Origin of the sequence: Pantoea sp. AG1095 (assembly GCF_003208415.1) — a bacterium.
GTDB classification, from domain to species: Bacteria; Pseudomonadota; Gammaproteobacteria; order Enterobacterales; family Enterobacteriaceae; genus Pantoea; species Pantoea leporis.
On sequence record NZ_QKMJ01000001.1, the window covers coordinates 1,297,516 to 1,315,561 of the forward strand.

Consider the following 18,046-nt stretch of genomic DNA (forward strand, 5'->3'; position numbering starts at 1 on the left):
TCGCCGTTAATGGCGACCGTTATCCTGGCTACTTCAACCCCATCGCATCCTTCAGGGTAAAGAACAGATCGGTCTGATCGGTCAAGCCCACCACGTTAGCCGCATGCGGGCCGTACGCCGCAATGCGCACCTGCGTACCGGTGTGTTCCTGCGAATCCTCTTCTGAATTGCCGTAGCTGATGGTCATCACTGCGCCATCTTTGGTATTCACCGCCTGCGTCAGACCCGGCGCTTTGGTGCCGTTTTCCACGATCTGGCTGCTGTGCGCGTGGTCGGCGGTCACCACCACCAGCGTGTCGCCATGTTCGCGCGCAAAGGCCAGCGCCTGCTGCACCGCTTCATCCAGATCGACGGTTTCACCAATTTGACCGCATGGATTGGCCGCATGATCCTGCTTATCAATTGACGCGCCTTCCACCTGCAGGAAGAAGCCTTTCTCATTAGTGCTTAGCAGATCGATGGCTTTTTTGGTCATCTGCGCCAGCGTCGGTACCGAAGCCGGACGCTCTTTATTCACTTCACAGGTCACCACCGGCTTATCAATGTTGCCGTGATAGCTGGCTTTCGGTCCCTGCCAGCGCACCGGCATATTGCCGTCGGCAAACAGGCCAAGCACCGGTTTACTCTGGTCGGCCTGCTGAATGGCGTTCATGCCATCGAGATTATCAACCCACTGATAACCCAGCGCCTGTGCCTGTTCGCGCAGGGTTTTACCCTGATACTCGCCAGCTTTGGCGGTTTCGCCGAAGGATTTTGCGCCGCCGCCCAGCGTGACGTCCGCACGGGTTTTTAGCATCTGCTCGGTAATCGATCCTTTACCGCCCTGCTCCAGCGCGTTAGTCGGGCACAATTCGCTGGTTTTCTCCGGGCCGTAGCATTTGCGCGAAGTGACGTGGGCGATCAACGCTGCTGGCGTGGCATCCTGCAGTTCAGCAGTGGAAACGTTGCCGGTGGCTTTACCGGCGGCTTTCGCCAGCTCAAGAATCGTTACCTGATCTTTGCCGTTCACGTCGACGCCAATCGCACCGTTATAGGATTTGGTGCCGGTGGCCCACGCGGTGGCCGACGCGGCGGAATCCGTCACGTAATTCGGCTTGTGGGTTTTCTTATCCAGTGAATAGTGCGTGTATTGACCGGTGAGCGGCAATGCATCAAGACCTGGAAAGAAACCGCCTGCGCCCCGCGCCTGATTACGCGCGGCGGTGATTTCCGAATCTCCCATGCCGTCACCAATCAGCAGAATCACGTTTTTCGCGGTGCTATTGCTTAATGACGCTCTTAGCGCTTCGGTCTGGTCGCCAGTGAGACGACGCGCGCCGCCGTGCTCGGTGACATCGCCGGTAGCAGCGCGGGAATAGTGTGCATCGTCTGCCACTGCTGATGTCGCGATCAGAGAAGCCAGCAGCGTAACCGTAAAGAGAGGTATCTGTTTCATTTATAAGCATCCTTTTCCATAGATATAACCAAATGTTTCCGCGGACAAGTCTGCGACAGTGCGGTGACATTTTTGTGACAGAGAGGGAATGATTTGATGACAGAATCGCCATGATGAGCAGGCTAACGGCAATACGCTCAGAGCTTAAGCGAATAGAACAAAAGGAGAAAATAGCGCTTGACCCTTTTCAGCGATCTCCCTATAGTAGCGCCCCGTTGACCCAGCGCGGTTGACAAAAAAATGTGGTGAGGTGTCCGAGTGGCTGAAGGAGCACGCCTGGAAAGTGTGTATACGGCAACGTATCGGGGGTTCGAATCCCCCTCTCACCGCCACATTCTAAAGAAGAGCCTGAACGAAAGTTCAGGCTTTTTTTTTGCCTGTTTTCTGCAAGGGGGATTCAAACCCCCGCAGAGTTTGATAGCTGCGAATACCGGTTGGCTGCGGATTTTGCTAGTCCTGCTCTTTTGACGATGTAGCTATCGTTTGGTAACTGGCGATAAGCTGCTTCAGGTGCATTTCCGCTTGTGATAGCTGATTCTGTGTAGCGTCATCGTCCGATTGCTGCAACACGCGCAGTTCCTCTTCCAGTGGCACCGTTTCGTTGAACGCCTGCGTCATATTGTAGACCGCTGTTTTCAGTTCGCTCACCGTCAGATATTTGCCGCGCTTCTCGTCAAGTCCATTCAGGCGCTGCGACAACGTGTTGAGCTGCTCCATGCCCTGTTGCCATCCCTGCATTTTATCTGCTGGCATTGCTGCCGCGTTAAGCTGCTTGTTCCAGCGTGCGCTCATCGTTTTAACCGCATCCAAATCAGGCCACACCAGGCTGGCCTGCATTACCAGCGTATTACCGAGCTGCAGATTCCAGTCCGGCGATACGTTTTGTAGCCGGTTCAATTGCTGCTGCGTTTGCTCCAGCCATGCCGCTTCGTTTAGCCATTCGGGGGGATTCGCCTGCAGTTCAGCCATCATTTCCGGTGAGAGAGGCGCAGGAAGTGGTGATATTGAAGCCAGTAATGCTTGCTGTAACGGAGATTCCTGCTCAGTTTTTTGCACAACCAAATAGCCTATAGCGGCGATAAGTGACACGCTCAGCAGCGTCGCGCCCACGCCACTGATAAATGCCCGACGCCGCAGCCGCCGCAAATCGGGTGCAGGCGCACCCGCAGAAGGAACATACACCCAGCCGCTGACTTCTGCACTTGCTAACGCCAGCGCGGGCTTCTCAATCGGAACGACTTCAGGCAGCTTGGCCACAGCATCAGATGTTGAAACATCGCAGTGTTCCAGCATCACCACCGCACTGCGAATGCGGTCTAGCAGCGGATCAATCTGACTAAGCTGACGCAGTTCAAGGCGTTGCAGATGATCGCCAACCTCGCTGAGCAAGCGCGCCGCCTGGCTCAGCGCCGTTAAGTCTGCTTCGGTTATCGTTTGAGTACGCAGGAATTGCTGTAACCGACGGCTCAGTCCCGCCAGCAGTTCGATGCGCGCGTGCGCTGGCTGCGGCCATAACGTCGGCCAATCGCGGGTAATCAATGCCACCAGCACCGCCAGGCCTTCCGTCATACCTGCCGTTCCTGCCGTGTTCGCACGCGACAGCGTGTACCAGACCGCGCTTTGCAGCTCGACGCCGTTTTTTTCGAACAGCGTTAAACAGAGCACGGAGACATGCGGCCAATCCACATCCGGACGCGCCGGATGCGTGAGTTTCTGCATTTCCTGACGCAGCGCAGCATATTCCGCGAACGCGCGTGGATCGCCGCCGGTTTTGACGAAGCGAGGTTGAGATGAAGTCATTGCTGTGTTCCGAAAAGCCCTAATCAGGCAAAAAAATTAAACAGATGCCCTGGCATCCAGATATTGCTGCTGTTTCATATGGCGGATCATCACGCGCCCTTCCGGCATAAATTCGGTGCCGAAGCGCACCAGTCCTACATCCTTTAACTCGGCATCAATCGCGTAGCGCAATTCGCCGGGCTGCGTCTGCTCCAACATCACAATGTCAACCCGCTTCAGACGCGGCTCATATTTCAGTAGCACGCCGGAAAGTGTGTGCATCAACTGGTGCGCGGTGCCGGGCATGCCCTGCAGGATGCGCGTCATATCCGGCAGGCCGTAATCCGGCAGGTGCGCCAGCGAACCGGCGCGGCTGTTGAGAATGCGCTGCATGTTATCCAGCACCGACAAAATCACCTGGTTCTCTTCGCCAACACGTTCCAGCTCCAGATCACCTTCAAAATTGCCGTACAGAATGTCGTAAAGTGAAGGTGTCATGATTACTCCTTCTTCACGGCCAGCAACGTCAATGTACCGTCGCCCAGTTCAATAATGCTCGCCTTGTCGGGATCGAGGTCGTCACGCGTTAGCACCAGCCGCCATTTCTCATTCTGCTGGTCCGGTGACAAAAACATGCCCGCTACTGCGACAAACTTTGCATTCTCTTCCATCGGCACATCAATACTCACTGACTCGCCGGGACGCACGCTCACCGATTTCTCCGCCACTAAATCGGTCTTCAGCGCCTGGCTGTCGGCGGCCAGCAGCGATGGATAGTCCGAGCTGTCGAACGCTTTACGATCCTTCAACTGCCAGACGCGCACCACGGTGGTCAACGCTGCGCCCTGAGCATTGCGGTTAACACCTTCGCGCGCGACAAAGTCGAGGTGCAGCGTTTTAATCTGTTTGTAGAAAATGGCTCTGGTCATCGAAACAGTGCCGTCCGACACTTTCTGCGTCAGTCCGCATCCGCTGACGGCCAGCGCGAATATTATAGGGAGCAGGGTTTTACCAGCGGTAATCGCCTTCTTCATCGGTCTCAATCCTTGATGTGTTGACCCGGACGCGCTCATAGCGGCCGAGCTGAATAGTAATAACGTCATCTCTTTTAGAATGTGATGCGCTCAATTGGGGCAGCACGGCAGTGCGTCCCAGCAGCACCGCATCAGCTTCACGGCAGCTTAGCTGCGCATCGGGTAGCAGGCTGCGCTCCACGCATAGCTCCAGTCGCGCATCGAGCTTCGCTCCGAGATAAACGTGCAGCATCGCCATAAAATCGCCGTGCAGTTGTCCGCCCGGCAGCCAGCCGCTGACTTCGTCGCGATTGCGCGTGAACAGCCGAATCAACACCTGGCCGTTGACGTCGGTGGCGTGCGTCCCCATCACCGGGCGATTCTTCATGCTCACCGGCTTACGTACACTCATCGCCAGGACGTTTCGCTGCTCAATGCGGCGCGGCTCCCAAGGCTTTATCTCCGCTCGCGTATCCGGCGCCAGCAGGGTGACCAGCGAACTCACACCCTCACCGGTGCGCCCCGGCAGCAACATCACTGGCAGAAGCGCCAGGAAACGCGATACCGGCGTGGCGACGTTTTCTGCACAGCCTTTAATGCCGAGTCCGGCCAGTCCCAGCAAATACTGCGAGGTATTATCGCGACCGCCTTCTGCGAAGGTTGCCGGATAGGAATACTTGCGCCAGATACGATAGAACTGGGTGGTCAGGCGATGATTAAAGATATCGAGAAAATCCTGCATCGCCTCATGGCCATCGCGGCGCTGAGCGATGTCATCGATATAGCGCGTTGGCAGCGGCGATTCGGTGCCGTACAGCCCCATAAAGTTGACGCGCACAGTCGGCGGCAAACCGGGACGGGCAGGATTTTCATAGCCGCGGATTTCGCCCGCCGGAAAGCCCATGCCCGGATGCGGACGGAAGCGCACCGGCTCATGGCGCACCTGCCAGCCGCTGCCGGGCACTGGCGCGTCGGGATCGCTTTGCTCAAGCAGCTGGCAGAAGCGGTAAAAGTTCATGTAAGGCAGCCGATCACCCAGCTGCGCAATTAGCCGGGCAGGCGCTGGCTGTGATTCTCTTTCCACCGAATGCATTTTCCTTCTGGCCGGATGATGAGGGAGAGCTGAATGAACTGATTCATGTCGGCGTAAAGTGACAGGAAGCGGTTGAGCATCTCGCCGAACAGGTTGATGTCACCGTCACCGGTGAAGCCATTGCTGTCCAACGTGATTTCCACTTCGAGACCACGCAGCAGATAACCGTTTTCAAAGCGCTGCAGACGGTGATGCTGCACGTCAAGAATGGCGTCGAGCTTGCGATTACACAGCTCGTCATCCTGCCAGTTGTAGAGCGCAAGCGTGCCGCGTAGCACTTCTGCACTGCTCATCATATTGATGAAGCCAGAGCCGAGATGGCTCAGCACGCGCCAGTGAAAGCGATCTTCTGCCGGTGGATAAGCGGGCAGCGTTGGACGACACAGGTTGCGCACCGTTACCGGCGTCTGTAATACCTGTTCGCAGCGATCCAGCAGCGTGCTCTGCAGCGCCCGGCGCGGTAACTGACCGTTAGTGCCGGTGATGCGCAGCGACAGCGTATCTTTGGCCAGCTCCTGCCCCGCTTCCCATTGCTGGCCGCCGAGAATGAGCCAGGTATCGTGTAGCCCGCTAACTCCTTTGCGCACACGGGTATGGAAGTAGCGCTCAGGCGCCTGACGACGCATCATGCCGCCCTTGTGGCGGAAACTGGAGAACGGCACGTAATCCGCGCTGCCGCCAATGCCCGAACCGTTAACCGCATCCACCGCGTAGATTTCGGTATGGCCGTCCTGCAGTCGCTTCGGACGAAGCAGGTATTCGCTCTCCAGTCCGCTGACCGTTAACGGATCGGCCTCCAGCGTGAACAGGTTGATCACCGGCACGCAGTGCAGCCGCAGTGATTCATCCGTCACCGGCAGATCGTTCTGCCACTGCGCGCTGAACACCACCTCAATATCGAAATACGCAAGGCCCAGTGGCAGCGTGATGTTCTCCAGCCCGTTGAGATGAACAAAGCGGAATTTCTCCGGGAAGGTGAAATATTCCAGCAGCAGCTGATAGCCACTGAATGCGCTGTCGCCCTTAGGCCACAGCCGGTCATCGTCGCCAAATCCGCCGGGGCTGAACCAGCCGTCGAGCCGCGCACGCTCTTCCTGACCCGCAAGGCGGATATACAACGCCGCCTGGCGACGCGTCAGCATCTGGTGCAGCGCGTTACTGACCGGTACGTCTTCACCCAGCCAGAAGCGCAGGCGGCTCAGGTCGGTCTGATTCCAGTCAGCCTGACCGCTGCTGTTGATGCGGATGCGCAGCAGCGAACGCCCATCCGGCTCGGTTGCCATTGTCACGCCAGCGACTTCCAGCGGATTCAGCGTCAGCGCCTGCGTGGTGCGGTAGCGGCACACGGTGTTTTTCGGGCCAACCGGACGCGAATAGACCTCCAGTCCGGCTGGCGCCACCTCCGCCATTTTCATTTTTGGCAGGTCTGGTGTCAGCGCCACCACCGACAGCGACGGAATGGTGCGCAAGTAGTGCGGCCACAGCATGCTGACCAGACCTTCAGTCAGTTCCGGCAGGTCGTCATCAATTTTCTGACGCAGGCGACCGACGGAAAAGGCAAAGCCCTCCAGCAGACGTTCAACAAACGGGTCTGGCGCGCCAGCCCGGTCAAGGTTAAGCATCGCAGCGCGATCGGGATGCGTAGCCGCGAATTCTTTTGCGGCATCACGCAGGTAGCGCATTTCGGTATCGTAATAGCGCAGGGTTAGGTCTTTCATAGTTAGGCCATGAGTTATTGCGTTAAGTATTTAAGGTCTGGGTTTTAACGGGTGTGATGACGGTGGCCCACAACTGCTCAGTATCTGTTCCTGCTCCACTGATCATTAGCTGAGGCCCTTCGTTTAGTGCAGAACTGTCGCACGCGATGGTGGGCCAACATGCAGCAGCGCCTGGATTACGATCAGAAAAAAAGGATCTCAAAAAGATCCTCTACGTCAGCCCGAGTATTTAGCTTAGAACGCATTATTCCTGATGCGGAAGGAACGGATGATACGATCCCATATTTCCAAAAGTTCAGAATCACTAAAAGTCGGTGGGGGAAGTGCATGGTTACTCAACGTCAGGTCAAGATTGGGATGCCTGAAGTCCGCCGTTTTCTCATTAGCTATAGCGGTAAACAATAACTGTGCTGACGCGATATCGGGTAATTGTTCTGATGGAGCAGTAGCCAGCCATTCGCTGGCATCGAAACCGGCTATCTGCGTTTTACCCTTCCGCAGCGTTTGGGCATTAATTTGATTTAGATAAGACTGAATTTCACCGCTTCGATCCATCATGGTAGAACTTTCTTTTAAGGCGTTATGGCTCCAGACAACAAAAGAAAAGACCGAATTATACGGATAGACAAAGGTAATATTTTCCTTCGGCGTCCCGCTCCCGTCGCGGATAAATCCTTCTGAAATACAGGTTCCCGGCTGCGTCGGAATTTCATTGTCTTTTCGCCCGCTCAGACGGGACATTAAGTCCTGTAACTCCGCCAGCTTCCGAGGCTTGGTGTTGAGTTGATTTTCTCTCATCCCCCCATTCAAGTACTCGACCCGGTCCTGCTTATATTTTGGGTCTGAGACATCTCTTATCTCCGAGGAAATGATGAACTCCACCCCGTCAACGTACAGGTGCCCTTCCAAAACTCGACCAAACCCCGCTGCACTCTCATTCTTATTACGGTCAAAGATCACCGCATTCTCACTGACCCGATACACCTGCTTGAGAAAAGGCTGATCTATCGGATCAACCGTATGGCTGTTTTTCAGCGTCTCCTCCCGCAGCTGTATACGCTGCTCAAATGCTGGACGATAGAGCCGCTTGCTGCTGATGCTGACCTCATTAATCTGGGCGCGGTCCGTCAGGGTATTTTCAAAAGAGGCAGGAACCTCAAACACGAAGCGCCCCATACACTGGGTTTTCGTGTTGGTAAACAGGGTATCGACCATACGTTTTTCCTTGTCCGTTAACGCCGGAGGCGTATGCACAAACGTCACATAGTTGTGAATGTAGAATCCTGTCGCCAGCAACACCATTGCCAGCGGGACAAGCAGTTGAAGAGGGAATTTTTTCATGGGGTCGGTACCTGCTGCACAATTTTAACCACTGAGCGGACCGTGAACATCAGGGCGTCTGACAGGTCGTGGTAAACCGAACGGGAGCGATCCACGGGGTCAACCGCATAAGCTCCTTCATGATCAACATCGGTCGCCAGCACCCCATGAATACGAGGGGATGAGATACGGATTGCCGAGACTGGCACTGTGCCATCGCCGGGTGTTCCGGCAGAAATCAGCTCGTGGGTTCTTAACGGGGACAACTCAAGAGGCTCTCCGGCATCTTTCCTAAACCTCTGCGCCTCCTTCACGCGCAGAGGGATTTTCTCTTTCCACGTCAGAAACGCATCAGACGGATTATTCTCATTAGCACCGTAAAACAGCCAGGTCTGCGGGTGATATTTGTCATTCAGTTTTTCAATGAATTTTTTTACATCTACTTTTATCCGATCCTGATAATCCCACCACTCTTTTTGCGTATCTCCCAACAATAAATCCTGCTCACACAGCCGCCACCAGGCGGTTTTATTCAGGTAGATTTCCTCATACGGGTCATCCACCGGCAGGGACTGGCGGGGACCGTTCCCCTCTATTTTCAGCCAACCCGGACCATAAGCACTGCCCGGCAGCAGCTGCAGCGGGCCGGGGGACTGTGCCAGCACCGGCATCAGCTTTTCTGCGCTGTCGCCGATAATCATCCCGGTCACGCCGCGCTCACCGGTTTTCATGCGACGGTACGCCGCCGGCGAGCCGAGGTCCGGCATCACGCCGTGCACCATCCCCAGAATATTTTCCTGTCCATTCATGTTTTCTGAGTAGTGCCGGGCAACCAGCCCGCCCATCGAGTGGGTGATCAGAATGACTTTGTTCACCGCGAGACGGCCGTGATAATCACCCAGCACTTTGCTGATATACGCGCCCAGCAGCGTTGCTGAGTCCACATTGGACTGTAGCCAGTTGTAACCAAAAACGTGCAGTGGGTATAAAAATCGGTGGCTGTGGGCCGTTTCTACTTCTGTCAGCACCTGTTCTGCCGGTTCGTCACCGATTCTGACACCGGTAAAACGCTGTCGTGCAGTCTGCAGCTGCGCCTCCCTGAAGTAATTATCCATCAGGATGTCGTCGTCGTTGAGCAGGTATTGCAGCCGGTCGAGCGCCTCCCCGTAGCTCTTATAAAACGCGCTTCCCCATCCGCGATCCCGCCGTGAGGGGAATTTGTTTCCGTCAACGCCATCGTTAAGAATGGCCCCTCTGTCGTCAACTGTCGTGGTCTTCGGATCGAGCAAAAATTTCCTTTTATCCGGGCTGGCTAGCGTCCATTTTTTAAGCGACGAGGCACTAAACTGCCAGACTTCGCTCTGTTGGTTTTTAAGGTTTGATCCCATTACACCTGGAATAAATATTATTGGGATCACTTTTTCGGGCGGCACGAGGCATATCGCCAGGTGATTATTTTCTTTCGGTTGAGAAATTAATTCGTAATGAAATTGACCGTTATCATCCCAAATGGGGCGATGAAAAGATTTGTTTTCGTTGTCATCCATGCGCTAACTTCCAGTTATTATTAGTTGTAAAGGATACAGGCTCCATAATATTCCGGACCTGACTTAACTCAAATCATCACTACCGCTCCATCGACGGCTCCCGGTGCACCCGCTCTTTATGGTGATGCTACTGCTTCGCCCGCTGCTGGGCCATTGCCTGCTCGTGACGCAGCACTACCGGCTCAAAAGACTTAGTTGGCGAGGCTGCGTTTATGATCTAAAGGTGCATAAAAGTTATGCCAGAATCACAGGCGGCTCAGACCGGTCTGGCTCCAGTCGGCCTGTACACTACTGTTAATGCGGATGCGCAACAGTGAACGCCCGTCCGGCTCGGTTGCCATTGTCACGCCGGCGACTTCAAGCGGATTCAGCGCCTGCGTGGTGCGGTAGCGGCATACGGTATTTTTCGGGCCAACGGGGCGCGAATAGACTTCCAGTCCGGCTGGCGCCACCACCGACAGCGACGGGATGGTGCGCAAGTAGTGCAGCCACAGCATGCTGACCAGCCCTTCAGTCAGTTCCGGCAGGTCGTCATCAATTTTCTGACGCAGCCGACCAACGGAAAAGGCAAAGCCCTTCAGCAGACGTTCAACAAACGGGTCCGGCGCGCCAGCCCGGTCAAGGTAAGCATCGCAGCGCGATCAGGATGCGTAGCCGCAAATTCCTTTGCGGCATCACGCAGGTAGCGCATTTCGGTATCGTAATAGCGCAGGGTGAGATCTTTCATTACGTTGCTCTGATTTTATTTTTATTGCGTTAATGTGGAAGCGGTGATGGTCTTACTGAAGGTTTGCAACACAGATATGTCAGGAAAAAAATAACGCTCAAATTCAATACTAGGCTTGCCCAAATCGATATAGAGAGTTCGATATCCCATGAAAAGCGATTTGCAATACTGTTGACCAGAACACCAAGGAATACAGGAATAATAAAAATATTGCTAAGTAGCAGGCTACTAAACCACCAGCCACTCCGACCAATATCATGCATTCTTCTTACGCCCAAAGACATAACAGGGATGATCAGGATGCATATAAATAACAGTTGAAGAGAAAAACCCATTGAAAGAAACAACAAGACATCAACTATGCCACTGTCGGTCAGAGTCAGCATTCCAGTTATTGCTGAATATAAATTCAAAGCTAATAAATTTATCAGAATGAAAACCCAAAACTCTTTCCGACTTGCGCATCCATTATAATTAAATATGTTTCGCCACCCACCGATGTAACATCTGATGATGTATCTAATCATCTCACCCTCTTATTAGATTGATGAATATCCCTATCCTATTACTACTTTGCAGTAAGTAGATATAGCGGAATAAAAACAACATCCCCAATTAACGTGACAGGTGTCAATGCAAGTTTTAAGGCTACCGAGCCACTGTCGAACTTATCGTAACGATATGATGAATAAAATCGCACCTGATAGCTTTCATCGAGTGATGTTGTCTGAGGGAAAGATGAACCTAACCTCATTCTATTGATAATGATGCCCTCAACGGTCACTGAACGCTGTAAATAACCGTCCACTGATGAAAACCGCTTATCCTCAAGCGCTTTCTTTTGTGATTGAGTTAATGCAGTTACAGGTTTTCGAGTTCTAACGCTCATTGTTTGTTGGAATTCTGCATTAGTGTTCTTACTGTAATGGCCTTTAAGATTCATATCGATAAATTTATCATCATTGTTCATTCTTAATGGCACTTTCTTCATCAATTCGTTCAATGCCAATAATTCATGACCGTTAACAGTCACAAAATAGATATTATCGTCCCCAACGAATCCTACGCCTTCATCTGGAAGTCTGATAATGTCTTTTCCAGTGCCATTATCTCCTTCAGTCAGATGTACATTTTTATACTCAAACATCCCGCTAATTCGATCAGAGAAATTCATTTCTCGCACAGTTGTTGAGCGGGTGTCACTTAAGCTCCATAAGTAATAAGTACAGCCTGTTAATGAAAAAACCATCATTACAATAATCGCGCGTAAAATCAGCATAATAAATCCCTTTTGTTTTAACCCAGTAACACCACAGCGCGTGCCGCATCGATATGAACCAGCCCAGCTAACAGTTGTTCCATTTCCGGCTGCACTCGCGCTTTATCCGCTTCACTGCGCCCAGCGCGGGCGCGCATTAATTTCAGCCTCCTCGATTTCACTTCAAACAGCAGTGACGGTTCCCACTGGCCAAGCGTCATGTCATCTGCGCTGTTATCCAGCCCACTAAGCAGGTGCAACGCCATTTCCTGACGACCAAACTGCTCGGCGACGCGCGCCATCAGCAGACGCAGCAACCACTGCTGTCGCGGTAAAGCAGTTCCCGGCCTTTGCTGCAGCCAGTTCAGCGCAGTCTCGATACCTTCGCGATCGGCCAGCTCTACGGCTTCGCTTTCCAGTTGCAGAATGTCATCTTCATTGCTGGCACCGGGAGAAGCTGACGACCCTTCGCCCCAACCGGGTTCGGTGTTCATCACCTGCTGCTGTATCCAGCCGAGCGTCACCTCATCGGCAAACGGCGTACCGTCGCTGAACGCCAGCGTTTCCAGCCCGGTCAGGCGCGACAACAGTCCTTTGAGATCGTCCTGCACGATGGCGGCAAGCGTGGTGTTGCCGGCGCGCGTCAGCGCCTGATGGATGTACCACTGCAGGTCAAGCCAGAAATGGTTACCACCACGCGAAAACAGGCTGTCGGCCTGCTCGGTCAGTTCCTGCCAGCTCTGCTGCAGCCAAAGACGTTTAAGCTGAGCGCGCTGGTCTGCCTTAGGCGGTTCGATACGGCTTTTGCCGTCGCCGGAAAGCGGCGGCAGTTGCAGCAGCGTATCGTGGCGCAGGGATTTCATCAGACGGTGCGCAGCAAGCCAGCCGCCGGGTTGATCACGCAGGTATTTCGACAGCGTGCGCGCCTGATCCAGCAGCTCGCGTCCGGAGGCTATCGCCCCCATCTGTGGCGCAGCCGGACCGCTGGTTTGATGCTTATCACCCTCACCCGCCGCCTGTGGCACCACCGCATCCGGGCCACCCGCTTTAAGCAGGCGATTTTCCAGCGCCGCATACAGACTGCCCAGCCCGGCACCGCCGTGCTCCAGGCTCGCGTCCTCAATCAACAACAGTGCGCCAGCGATACGCAACGCATCCTGTTTGGTGACTTCTGGATAAAGTGAAAGTGTGTCGAGCATGCGCGAACCGGCGGGCCAGCGCAGTGCCGCTTCACGGCTGCGCGCGCGTTGTGGATGCAGGCTGCTACCAAACTGCGTCAGTAGCCCGGCCATTAATGACAAGCCATCAGCCAGCCCGGCTTCGCCATCAAGCTGCAGGCGTGCCCAGCTGTACCAGGCCGCCACGCGGATGTCTTTCGTAACAGAGGTGAGTAGGTTTTCCGCCAGCTCGCAGATAAGCGCGGTGTCCGCCCCGGAAAGGCGGTTCACCTCCTCCTGCATCTGCTGAAAACCGTCGTGATAGGTCGGGTCCTCACCGGCGGGATTGTCCGCCGATACCGGCTGCAGCCAGTTATTCCACAGTGCGATTTGCTGTTTTGCCTGGGCGCGAAGCGTCTCAGCGTCTTTACCACAGGCGCTGATAAGAGATTTAAGCGGCATTATTCGTCCTCCGTGACGTTAAGGTCTCCCGGCGCGATAGTTGTGGCGCTCTGGAGAAAAATATCGGATGGCAGCGTGAAGTTGCGCAGCCGCAATAGCGCCAGCGGGCCATCACCGGCTTCGGTGCGCAGAATGTAATTCAGCGTGCGGCCATCGGGCGCGGCCCAGCTCAGTTGCCAGCTGCTGCTGATGCCTGGATTAGCGGTGACCTGCGCTTTGTCCAGCAAACGAATCAAGCCCCAGCCACCCGGCATGTCGCCATAGAGGCGGGTGCCCGCCTCGGTGCTGACCCAGCTCAGCGTTGCGCCCGGCGCTTCGGTATCCGCCGGCCAGGTGAAACGTTTCCAGGCCGGCATCTGGTTCACGTACTCCAGCTTCTGGCTGTCGATGGTCAGCGTCGTCTGCGATACGCCTGCCGCCGTGCCGGGACGCAGCTCAAAGTGCAGTCCCGCTTCACCGGTGGTGAACACCACGTCGGAAATCTGGCTAAGTTGGTTAATCGCTTTGAGGAATGCCGGGTTGAAGGTCAGCCCCTGCGCATTGATGCTGTCCGGCACCCAGCGTGTGCCTTCGCGGTGCAGCACGCCGCTAAGTCGCGTTTGCAGGAAGCGGGTGATGCGGCCGGTATCGCTGTTGAGATACTTCGCCAGCAGCGGCAGAGAAACTTCGCTGCTGACGTTTTTGAACGGATAGCGGCCACCAAAGGCGCTGTTCCACTCGCTCACTACCGCCTGTTGCCACTGGGCATTGAGGCTTTCAGCCGCCGGGCTTAATACCTGCTGCCAGGCCTGCTCCATCGGGCGCACAAACACCGTCTGCCCGAAGCCGCTCCACTCCTGTCCCAGACCAGCAGCAATCAGGCTGCCGTAGTCGCGGGTTTCAGTCAGATCAACGGTTTTGCCCTGGAACACCGTCTGCGCCAGCGTCTGCGTCATCGCCTGCGGATCGGCGGCGTTGGTGACCTGCTGCAGACGCAGGCGCACCTGCGTGACGCGGGTCAGGAAAGTGCGCAGATTCATTGACGACGAGCTGCCCTGCGCGTCGGTCAGCGACAGCAGCGGACCGAAGGTGGCATCCAGCGGACCGCTTGGCCCGGCATTCTGATCAATTGCCGGCAGCTTCTCTTTGCTAAACAGGTTCTGCGCCGACTTCACCAGCGAGTCGGCGAGCGCCCCGCCGGTCTGGCCGGTGCGTCCCTGCACGTTCAGCGTGTTCATCAACGCCACCAGCGGCGACTGACGCACGTCGGCCATCAGCGTCAGCTGGTCAATGGCATCCGACAGCGTCGGCGCGGGCTGCAGGCGCAGACTATTAAGAAAGTTCAGCCAGGCTGCGCTGTAGTCGGCAAAGTAGCGACTGGTAAGCTGTGCTTCCAGTGCATCAGGCGAGGAGGATTTCCCGGTCGTCGGCGGATTGTCGCCCAGCACCCAGTCCATCTCCTCGCGGCGGGCATTGGCCACTTTATCAATCGCGGGTTTCACGCCGTCGTCCCATGCCTGACGGGTGAACATACCCGGTACCACTTCATCAGTGCTGAACAGCAGCGCCGCATCGGTATCGCCAGTCATGTCAGTAAGGCGCATATCGGCATAGTTGCGCGACACCTGCGCCAGCACCTGCTGATACAGACGCGATTCGCTGTTGCTGACGCCAAGCTGACGCACCAGTAGCGCGCGCACCTGGCCGGTCAGTTCCGGGTCCGCCTTTAGTTTCCATTCAGGATGCGTAACCAGACCTGCGCCGTAAAACGCCAGTAAGCCGGGCGCTCTGCCCTGCCAGTAACCTGTAGCCACATCTGCGCGCTGCGCCCAGTCCTGCATCAGCGCCTGGCTGAACCATGCTGAATCCATACGCTCCGGGCGCACCAGCATCAGCCACAGCTTGAGCTGGGCGTAAGCCGGTTTGGCGAGCGTGTCGCGCAGCGGGCTGTCGGGCGGAAGGTCAGCGACCGTCTGCAGCTCCTTACGCAGATGCGTGGCTGCCGCATCGCGCAGCAACGGCAACGCCGCCTGCGCGTAACGCGGCCAGAGTGCTGCCAGCAGCGCGTCGTTTTGATTCAGCCCAAGACGGCTGTACCACGGCGCACCGTGCTCCGCACGATGTTGCAGGCGCTGCATGGTTTTCTGCAGATCAGAAAGCGCCATCAGACGCTGCTGCGGAGGTTGTCCGGTATCGGCTGCCTGCATCGCCTGCATGTGGGCGTTGCTGATAACGCTGCTGTTGGTGGTGAACGACACCAGCAGGCCCGCGCCCCAGGCAATCACCGCCAGGCACGCCACGGATGCCAGCAGGCGCGACCAGGAAAAGCCGCGACGCTGCGGACGCAGGTGCGCGGGCAACGAAGTGAATGTAGACGGCAGCGCATCCCAGCGATTATCGCGGCCCCAGTGATTGGGTACTGCGCGCTCTGCACCTTCAGACGGTGGACTAAATACCAGCCCCGCCAGCGGAAGCGGTCGATACGGATTCTGCAGTGGTGCAATCATCGCGTTGAGTGTTTCAGGTTCACGCGTCAGTTGGTCTGCCAGGCTCAACAGGAAACGATGCTGCGGCGAACCTGCCGCCTGCTGAATGCCCTGGGTGGTGAGCTGCGCTGCCAACTCCACCAGTAACTTGTCTATTTTGCCTGTAGTGAGTGTCTGAACGCCCACCGCCTGAGTCATGCGGCCCTGCTGCTTTTCGGCGCGCGGATGCAGTGACCAGACATAAAGCGGCAACCGCCAGCCCAGCTTCTCATAGCGTGCCGATAACGCGTGCGCGGTGGCATCCATCGCGGCGGCAGAAGGTAATGCTGTGGCAGGTACGCCCGAAGTGTCGGCAAGATGATCAACGGCGGAGGTAACCCAGATCATCGCATCAGCCGGACGACGACGCAGACGTTTTAGGGCGGTCAGCCAACTTTCATCGGGTGAGGATTCAGGATCGCCGCCCCACAGTAATAATGTGCCGCGATCTTCCTGCCAGAGCTGAGCCGTAAGACCTGGAGTCAGTTGCTCCACTTCAGCGGCAGTACCGGTTATCAGCAGGATGCGTGTTTTACGTCCCCAGGGCCGACCGTAGAGGTTACGCATGGCGTTACGGATGGTATCAACGGTGACATTGTGGGGCGGAGTCTGCCTGACGCGGCCTTCATCAGCGGGTAGCACATTTTTACGTTTTGCCTGTAACCGTGACCACTGTAATTTCATTGCGAGGCCGATTGTTTTGCCATGAAAAACGATCAGAAGCAGGAGCAGCGCTACAGCAATTCCTAACAGCTTTGGTCCAATGCTGTAAAGCCCGATCGTCCCGCCCTTTGTCCAGATGACCAGCGCTATTGCCGCAGCAATCAACACAGTAAGGCTAAGGCGTCCCCAGTTGCCACGCCACACTGAACTATCCTTCGCCATTCATCATATTTCCTATAGTTACGGTATTTATAAAACGTTTCTCACTATCCCTTGAAAGCATCAGGCAGTTCTCTTTCGTCAGCGCAGCAATATCGCCGGCGACAGCTGCCAGAATCCAAGGTGAAAAAGGGCCACTAAGTCCAGTGTACTTCTCCAGCCAGTGGCATTGCTCTGGCCTCCAGGAGCCTTCATATTTGTTGGCGCAGGCCAAGAGAGTAGAAAAGTCATCGCCCCACTTCATGCTGTCACCCACAATTGCAGCCGTAGTGATCGCCTGTGACTGAATGGAAAAAAAGGTATCGAGTTCTGCCTTCAATGTTATGCCCGTATCAAGCGACATAGGCCGAAGTAAGCGCGCATGATGGCTAAGCCTGTATTTTGTAGCCACATCATCAGAGGTCAGTAGGAGGGCTGCCAGCGCGTCACTGTATTTATCCCTGCCCTGAGTCTGATGAACCAGAATCAGATCCACATCCAGGGTCGGCGATTTAAGCCGCTCTTCGAGAGAGAGAAAAGACTTTGATTTCAAAATATTCACCACAGGAACCGGGCGAACAGAAGACATATTTTTCTGCCAGGCTTCAGAGAAGTTTTTCCGCAGCAATAGATCTTCACTATGTGAATCAGTTAACAGTGTGACATTAAGGGGTAAATCAGTTGGAAGTTTTTCTAACGCATCGCGAACGCTGCAAATTAATAAAGAAAGCCCATTTGTATTTTCCTGAAAATTGATGCGAATGGCTTGCTTAATAAATTGCTCGACATCCGGAAATGCCTGAAGCAGAGTTCCCGATGTCAGGTAGCGGGGGAGAATGGCACCGTGGTGCAACACTGCGATATGACGGTTCGCCCACGTAGACCATTGTTGCTGGGCATAATTGGCTTCATCTAATTCAAATTGATACTTATCAAGAACATTATTATAACGCCAACCGCGTAGGCAAATGAGGACAAACCAGACAAATAAAGGACCTGCAGTAACTAACCACAGATTATACTTTTGGATTTCCCCTAACATCTGGTTAGCATGAAGCACAAATAACAGCACTCCAGTGACTAGAGCAGCAACACCAACAATAAGCCACATGATAAGTGAAGGTTCTTTGGGTGAACCTGCAACATTAGATTTCTGACGTTCCCAGCCCATC

General features: G+C 55.1%; 13 protein-coding genes, 1 tRNA gene and 1 pseudogene. 1 reads left to right on the top strand and 14 read right to left on the bottom strand.

The window, feature by feature from the left end; all coding sequences use genetic code 11:
- Positions 1-28 precede the first annotated feature (28 nt).
- Positions 29-1,435 (bottom strand): alkaline phosphatase, encoded by a 1,407-nt coding sequence (phoA, locus tag DEU53_RS06180; RefSeq protein WP_110866367.1) that lies wholly within the window; start codon positions 1,433-1,435, stop codon positions 29-31.
- Between the two features lie 244 nt (positions 1,436-1,679).
- On the opposite strand from phoA, the gene DEU53_RS06185 reads away from it, so the two are divergent.
- Positions 1,680-1,767: transfer RNA gene (locus DEU53_RS06185), tRNA-Ser, on the top strand.
- Positions 1,768-1,885: 118 nt separating this feature from the next.
- Here the strand turns inward: DEU53_RS06185 and DEU53_RS06190 are convergent.
- The 13 genes and pseudogenes from DEU53_RS06190 to DEU53_RS06250 form a co-directional block, all read right to left on the bottom strand.
- Positions 1,886-3,235, bottom strand: a complete 1,350-nt coding sequence (locus DEU53_RS06190; protein WP_110866368.1) for a VasL domain-containing protein — start codon at positions 3,233-3,235, stop codon at positions 1,886-1,888.
- 36 nt (positions 3,236-3,271) lie between these two features.
- The gene (gene tssE, locus DEU53_RS06195; RefSeq protein WP_199559676.1) at positions 3,272-3,712 is read right to left on the bottom strand and encodes a type VI secretion system baseplate subunit TssE; all 441 of its coding nucleotides are present in this window, start codon (positions 3,710-3,712) and stop codon (positions 3,272-3,274) included.
- Positions 3,713-3,714: 2 nt separating this feature from the next.
- Positions 3,715-4,248, bottom strand: a complete 534-nt coding sequence (gene tssJ / locus DEU53_RS06200) for a type VI secretion system lipoprotein TssJ (RefSeq protein WP_110866370.1) — start codon at positions 4,246-4,248, stop codon at positions 3,715-3,717.
- Positions 4,223-5,320 (bottom strand): type VI secretion system baseplate subunit TssG, encoded by a 1,098-nt coding sequence (gene tssG / locus DEU53_RS06205; protein WP_110866371.1) that lies wholly within the window; start codon positions 5,318-5,320, stop codon positions 4,223-4,225. The genes tssJ and tssG overlap by 26 nt, the downstream gene beginning before the upstream one ends.
- Complete coding sequence (gene tssF, locus DEU53_RS06210) at positions 5,275-7,038, bottom strand: type VI secretion system baseplate subunit TssF (protein WP_110866372.1); 1,764 nt, start codon at positions 7,036-7,038, stop codon at positions 5,275-5,277. Before tssF ends, tssG begins: the two co-directional genes overlap by 46 nt.
- Before the next feature lie 234 nt (positions 7,039-7,272).
- Positions 7,273-8,379, bottom strand: coding sequence for a T6SS immunity protein Tli4 family protein (locus DEU53_RS06215; RefSeq protein ID WP_110866373.1), 1,107 nt, complete (start codon positions 8,377-8,379; stop codon positions 7,273-7,275).
- Positions 8,376-9,905 carry a triacylglycerol lipase gene (locus tag DEU53_RS06220; protein ID WP_110866374.1) on the bottom strand — a complete coding sequence of 510 codons (1,530 nt, stop codon included), beginning with the start codon at positions 9,903-9,905 and terminating at the stop codon, positions 8,376-8,378. Before DEU53_RS06220 ends, DEU53_RS06215 begins: the two co-directional genes overlap by 4 nt.
- Before the next feature lie 248 nt (positions 9,906-10,153).
- A pseudogene (locus DEU53_RS06225) lies at positions 10,154-10,632 on the bottom strand (type VI secretion system baseplate subunit TssF); the annotation flags it as partial.
- A 29-nt stretch (positions 10,633-10,661) separates the two neighbouring features.
- On the bottom strand, positions 10,662-11,159 hold the full coding sequence (locus tag DEU53_RS23290) for a DUF805 domain-containing protein (RefSeq protein WP_110866375.1): 498 nt from the start codon (positions 11,157-11,159) through the stop codon (positions 10,662-10,664).
- 41 nt (positions 11,160-11,200) lie between these two features.
- Positions 11,201-11,911: a hypothetical protein gene (locus DEU53_RS06235; protein ID WP_146222844.1), complete on the bottom strand. Its 711-nt coding sequence runs from the start codon at positions 11,909-11,911 to the stop codon at positions 11,201-11,203.
- Between the two features lie 17 nt (positions 11,912-11,928).
- Positions 11,929-13,512: a type VI secretion system protein TssA gene (tssA, locus tag DEU53_RS06240; RefSeq protein WP_110866377.1), complete on the bottom strand. Its 1,584-nt coding sequence runs from the start codon at positions 13,510-13,512 to the stop codon at positions 11,929-11,931.
- Positions 13,509-16,898, bottom strand: coding sequence for an ImcF-related family protein (locus DEU53_RS06245; RefSeq protein WP_110866378.1), 3,390 nt, complete (start codon positions 16,896-16,898; stop codon positions 13,509-13,511). The genes tssA and DEU53_RS06245 overlap by 4 nt, the downstream gene beginning before the upstream one ends.
- Positions 16,885-18,045 (bottom strand): hypothetical protein, encoded by a 1,161-nt coding sequence (locus DEU53_RS06250; RefSeq protein ID WP_110866379.1) that lies wholly within the window; start codon positions 18,043-18,045, stop codon positions 16,885-16,887. The genes DEU53_RS06245 and DEU53_RS06250 overlap by 14 nt, the downstream gene beginning before the upstream one ends.
- Position 18,046: the final 1 nt, after the last annotated feature.

Bases quoted from the DNA above. Each gene is read 5' to 3' on its own strand.
- tssG (WP_110866371.1), bottom strand. From the start codon at position 5,320: ATGCATTCGGTGGAAAGAGAATCACAGCCAGCGCCTGCCCGGCTAATT.
- DEU53_RS06245 (WP_110866378.1), bottom strand. From the start codon at position 16,898: ATGGCGAAGGATAGTTCAGTGTGGCGTGGCAACTGGGGACGCCTTAGC.
- tssE (WP_199559676.1), bottom strand. From the start codon at position 3,712: ATGACACCTTCACTTTACGACATTCTGTACGGCAATTTTGAAGGTGAT.
- DEU53_RS06190 (WP_110866368.1), bottom strand. From the start codon at position 3,235: ATGACTTCATCTCAACCTCGCTTCGTCAAAACCGGCGGCGATCCACGC.
- DEU53_RS06215 (WP_110866373.1), bottom strand. From the start codon at position 8,379: ATGAAAAAATTCCCTCTTCAACTGCTTGTCCCGCTGGCAATGGTGTTG.
- phoA (WP_110866367.1), bottom strand. From the start codon at position 1,435: ATGAAACAGATACCTCTCTTTACGGTTACGCTGCTGGCTTCTCTGATC.
- DEU53_RS06220 (WP_110866374.1), bottom strand. From the start codon at position 9,905: ATGGATGACAACGAAAACAAATCTTTTCATCGCCCCATTTGGGATGAT.
- tssF (WP_110866372.1), bottom strand. From the start codon at position 7,038: ATGAAAGACCTAACCCTGCGCTATTACGATACCGAAATGCGCTACCTG.
- tssJ (WP_110866370.1), bottom strand. From the start codon at position 4,248: ATGAAGAAGGCGATTACCGCTGGTAAAACCCTGCTCCCTATAATATTC.
- DEU53_RS06250 (WP_110866379.1), bottom strand. From the start codon at position 18,045: ATGGGCTGGGAACGTCAGAAATCTAATGTTGCAGGTTCACCCAAAGAA.
- DEU53_RS23290 (WP_110866375.1), bottom strand. From the start codon at position 11,159: ATGATTAGATACATCATCAGATGTTACATCGGTGGGTGGCGAAACATA.
- DEU53_RS06235 (WP_146222844.1), bottom strand. From the start codon at position 11,911: ATGCTGATTTTACGCGCGATTATTGTAATGATGGTTTTTTCATTAACA.